The sequence below is a fragment of the Endozoicomonas sp. ONNA2 genome, assembly GCF_024606365.1.
GTDB lineage: Bacteria > Pseudomonadota > Gammaproteobacteria > Pseudomonadales > Endozoicomonadaceae > Endozoicomonas.
This window is the reverse complement of the sequence record NZ_JAHHPO010000830.1, coordinates 1-3,974: the sequence shown is the minus strand read 5'-3', so window position 1 is coordinate 3,974 and position 3,974 is coordinate 1. Positions and strand designations below refer to the sequence as shown.

The following is a 3,974-nucleotide window of genomic DNA, read 5'->3' as shown; positions in this document are numbered from 1 at the left end:
GGGGATAAGATGCTGCATATCGTCACTGCCTACATGTAGCTGCTTGCAAACAAGATCATCTTTGCCTGCAAACAGAGGCTATTTCGTGCCCGAATTAATTGAGAGTAAGTCACTGGACATGCTCGCATTAAGTGAGAATGTGCCCGAATTAGGTGATAACAGCCTGCAAACAGCCATTTCTGCCCACATTAAGTGATAATAACGGTAAACCCTTGGTAACCGGCGCTGCAAACAAAATTCCAACCTTTCAGCCTAAACCATATTTACACGAATCCCAGGATAGATAGCCTTCCCATTATGTAGTTTATAGACTACAATTTATCCTGTGATCACCATTAAAGAAACTGAAACATACCGTAAGTGGGAGCGAAAGCTGAAGGATTCCCGAGCAAAAGCCAATATAGCGGCTCGGGTATTTCGTCTGGCTAATGGCCTGCCCGGCGACGTTGCCCCGGTTGGAGAAGGAGTCAGTGAGCTGAGAATTCATTATGGCCCCGGGTATCGGGTGTACTTCCGTCAACAAGGAAACGAGATCGTCCTTCTGCTATGTGGAGGGAACAAAAGCACGCAGAGCAAAGATATAGAGCTTGCTAAACAGCTGGCAAAACGATGGAGGAAAAATGATGACTGAACCCTTATACGATTATGATCCTGCTGCGGCACTGGATAGTCCGGAAGCCAGGGAAGTATTTATCGCTGATGCTTTTGAGACTGGCGACGCCTCTTATATTGCCAAAGCGCTTGGTGTTGTTGCCAGAGCTGAAGGTATGAGCAACATTGCCAGACAAACCGGGCTTTCCCGGGAGCAACTGTATCGCTCGTTCAGTGATGATGGGAACCCAACGCTGAAAACCATCCTGAGTGTTATGCAGGCTCTGGGTCTTGGTATCACTACCAAATCCCAAAAAGCCTGATATCCCGGGCAGCAAAACTTCCTCCACTCTCACTATTGAATGAACAGTCTGAAAAAATGACCGTTTTTCCAGACTGCTCAATAGTGGAAAAGGATTCAGCCGGACGCCTTGAGAAATAGTATAAATTCGCGGTTTATCTTTTTATCGTCTACCTTTTTCCTGAACAGTTGAGTATTCCCTACTATCGGGAGCTGTCTGTCATGAAAATCGGGTATGCTCGGGTCAGTACCGGTGATCAGAACCTGACTTCTCAAATTGATGCCCTCAATGCCGCCGGTTGTCAAAAAGTTTTCCAGGATATTGCTTGTGGTGCCAAAGCTGATCGCCCTGGCCTGGATAGCCTGTTAGAGTCGATCAGGCCGGGGGATGATCTGGTTATCTGCAAGCTGGATCGACTGGGACGATCCTTGCGCCATCTGGTCGATCTGGTGAATCAACTCCATGAGCAGAATGTCGGCTTAGTCAGCCTGAATGATCCTGTCGATACCTCCACCCCTCAGGGAAGGCTGAGCTTCAATCTTTTTGCAGCCCTGGCTGAGTTTGAACGAGAAATTATCCGGGAGCGTACCCGTATAGGCCTGACATCTGCAAGATTGCGTGGGCGTAAAGGAGGTCGTCCCAAAGGACTTTCACCTCAAGCCCGGAAAGTAGCCTGTGCTGCCGAGACCCTTTACAGGGAAGGGCATCTGACAGTGGATGAGATTGCCTGCCAACTGGGCATTTGCAAGTCCACCCTGTATTCCTATCTTCGTTATCGAGGTGTACCCATAGGTAGCGAAAGTGTTGAGGGGGTTGTGCCCCATGAACAGAAAAACGATACCCTCTGAAGCCCTGCTGGATATTCATCGGAGACGGTTGACCCTGCCGTCCCGAAGCCCTGAAAAGCGCACCATTATCCGGGAAGCGGCTGAACTATATGGGGTTTCCCAAGCCAGTCTGTACCGTACGCTTCGGAAAGTTGGGAAGCCAGCTTCAACAAAACGGAGTGATTGCGGTCTGCCCCGGGTTATGTCTTATTAAGGAGCTGGAGCGCTACTGTGAGGTCATCGCCGCCATTAAGGTCAGAACCTGCAATAAAAAGCAGCGTTGCCTGCCAACCACTCAAGCCATCAAGCTTCTGGAAACCTTTGGTGTGGAAACAGATCAGGGGTTGCTGAAAGCTTCACCAGGGCAATTGAAGCGCACAACGATTGAAAAATACCTCCGCGAGTGGGGATACGATCGGGCCACACTTTCCCGACAACCTCCAGCCGTCCGTTTTCAGGCCCAGAAGAGTAATGAATGCTGGCATTTTGATCTGAGCCCCTCGGACCTAAAGCACATCAAGCGGCCATCCTGGATTCGAGATGGTTCGGGCTCGCCTACCCTGATGATTTATAGCGTTGTGGATGATCGCAGTGGTGCAGCTTACCAGGAGTATCATTGTGTTTATGGTGAAGACGTGGAAGCCGCTTTGCGGTTTCTGTTCACAGCTATGTCACCGAAAGAGAGTAACGACTTCCCCCATGGGATTCCAGACATGATTTACATGGATAATGGTCCCATTATAAGAAGCCAGATCTTCCACCGGGTGATGAGTTATCTCAATATAGACGTCAAGGCTCATATGCCAGCAGGCAGTGATGGACGCAGGGTCACAGCCCGGGCCAAGGGAAAAGTGGAACGTCCCTTTCGTACAGTGAAAGAGCTTCACGAGACACTTTACCATTTTCGGGAACCAGAAACCGAGGAAGAGGCCAATGCCTGGCTCAGGCATTTTCTGATCCAGTACAACCGGTCCGACCATCGATCAGAATCTCATAGCCGTATTGAGGACTGGTTGCAAAACCTGCCCGGTTCTGGCGTTCGAGCTATGTGTGATTGGAATCAATACTGTCACTTTGCCCGGGAACCAGAGAAACGGAAAGCTGTTGTCTTTAGGGTCAAAAGATCAACCTGCTTCTGTGCCATTTCAAGACCCCTTTACAGAATACCATTGGCCAGACTCACTGGCGGCACGCAGAGCCATAGCCGATTACATTGGCCACCATTCCCCAGGAACAGCTTTCAGCGATTAATAAAATACTGGAAGAAACCCTGAATAAAGAACCTGGGAACCTTGATTTCAGCCTTGTTCTGCGATCTGAGACGCAGCAAGAACGAAAAAATCCCTTCACAACCTGAACAACGAGAAAGGGAGTTGAGAGACCTGATCAAGAACAAGAAAAAGCTTGTGGTGCTGTTTGTTGATGAAGCCCATGACTTACATGGTAAAACATTGATTGCACTGAAACGGTTGATAGAAGTGATTCAGGGGGCGGGTGGAACGCTCTCTATTGTTCTGGCTGGCCATCCCAAACTGTCTAATGACCTGAAGCGGCCTACTATGGAAGAAATTGGAGCCCGGGCCACTATCTTTATGCTGGAAGGGATTTAGAAGAACAAACCGGAATACATACAGTGGCTGTTCAAACAATGTTTTGAAGATAAAACCAAAATCGACACCATTATTCAACCTGAAGCACTCAGCTATCTGGCTGAACATCTCTCAACACCCCTTCAGATCAATCAGTATCTGGGAATTGTCCTGGCAGAAAGTTACCGGGTGGGAGTCCAACCCATCACGGCAGAACTGATCACTTCAGTGCTGGCTGTTGACCTTAATGGTCCAGAGGCTCAGCTTATTCGACAAGGGTATGACGTTCGTGCTTTGGCTGAAGTATTGGATATCAAGGCCAGTGAAGTCCGGAACTTCATCAAGGGCAACCTGCCAGCAGCACAACGGGAAGAGTTCATGAACCAGCTTCAGGACCAAGGGATTAGCTTGTAGAACCCGATTCAAAAAAAGGGAGGGCGACTTGTTCTCACTTAATGTGGGCAGGGCGGGCTGTTTTCAGGCTGTTATCACTTAATTCGGGCATATTCTCACTCAATGTGAGCATGAGGAGAGCCTTATTCTCAGTTAATTCGGGCACGAAAGAGCCTTTGTTTGCAAGCAAAGCCGATCTTGTTTGCAAGCAGCTACACGTAACCACTGGAGTATAGAGAACGGTCAACACTTGCGACTTGATATTAGCTTTG

The 3,974-nt window shown here is 48.8% G+C and carries 7 protein-coding genes; 6 read left to right on the top strand and 1 reads right to left on the bottom strand.

All coding sequences use genetic code 11. From position 1 onward, the window contains the following. Positions 1–325 precede the first annotated feature (325 nt). The 6 genes from KDK14_RS14760 (at position 326) to KDK14_RS14735 (ending at position 3,723) form a co-directional block, all read left to right on the top strand. On the top strand, positions 326–631 hold the full coding sequence (locus KDK14_RS14760) for a type II toxin-antitoxin system RelE/ParE family toxin (protein ID WP_257265936.1): 306 nt from the start codon (positions 326–328) through the stop codon (positions 629–631). Continuing rightward, complete coding sequence (locus tag KDK14_RS14755) at positions 621–914, top strand: addiction module antidote protein (protein WP_257265935.1); 294 nt, start codon at positions 621–623, stop codon at positions 912–914. Before KDK14_RS14760 ends, KDK14_RS14755 begins: the two co-directional genes overlap by 11 nt. A gap of 200 nt (positions 915–1,114) precedes the next feature. Next, positions 1,115–1,741 carry a recombinase family protein gene (locus KDK14_RS14750; protein ID WP_257265934.1) on the top strand — a complete coding sequence of 209 codons (627 nt, stop codon included), beginning with the start codon at positions 1,115–1,117 and terminating at the stop codon, positions 1,739–1,741. Positions 1,742–1,830: 89 nt separating this feature from the next. Next, positions 1,831–2,994 (top strand): hypothetical protein, encoded by a 1,164-nt coding sequence (locus KDK14_RS14745; protein WP_257265933.1) that lies wholly within the window; start codon positions 1,831–1,833, stop codon positions 2,992–2,994. Positions 2,995–3,012: 18 nt separating this feature from the next. Further along, positions 3,013–3,330 carry an AAA family ATPase gene (locus tag KDK14_RS14740; protein WP_257265932.1) on the top strand — a complete coding sequence of 106 codons (318 nt, stop codon included), beginning with the start codon at positions 3,013–3,015 and terminating at the stop codon, positions 3,328–3,330. A gap of 168 nt (positions 3,331–3,498) precedes the next feature. Then, positions 3,499–3,723, top strand: coding sequence for a hypothetical protein (locus KDK14_RS14735; RefSeq protein ID WP_257265931.1), 225 nt, complete (start codon positions 3,499–3,501; stop codon positions 3,721–3,723). 34 nt (positions 3,724–3,757) lie between these two features. On the opposite strand, the gene KDK14_RS14730 is transcribed toward KDK14_RS14735, so the two are convergent. After that, the coding region (locus KDK14_RS14730) for a hypothetical protein (protein ID WP_257265930.1) at positions 3,758–3,974 on the bottom strand (217 nt) is incomplete at its 5' end.

Coding starts and splice junctions, on each gene's coding strand:
- KDK14_RS14755 (WP_257265935.1), top strand. CDS start 621: ATGATGACTGAACCCTTATACGATTATGATCCTGCTGCGGCACTGGAT.
- KDK14_RS14750 (WP_257265934.1), top strand. CDS start 1,115: ATGAAAATCGGGTATGCTCGGGTCAGTACCGGTGATCAGAACCTGACT.
- KDK14_RS14745 (WP_257265933.1), top strand. CDS start 1,831: ATGGGGTTTCCCAAGCCAGTCTGTACCGTACGCTTCGGAAAGTTGGGA.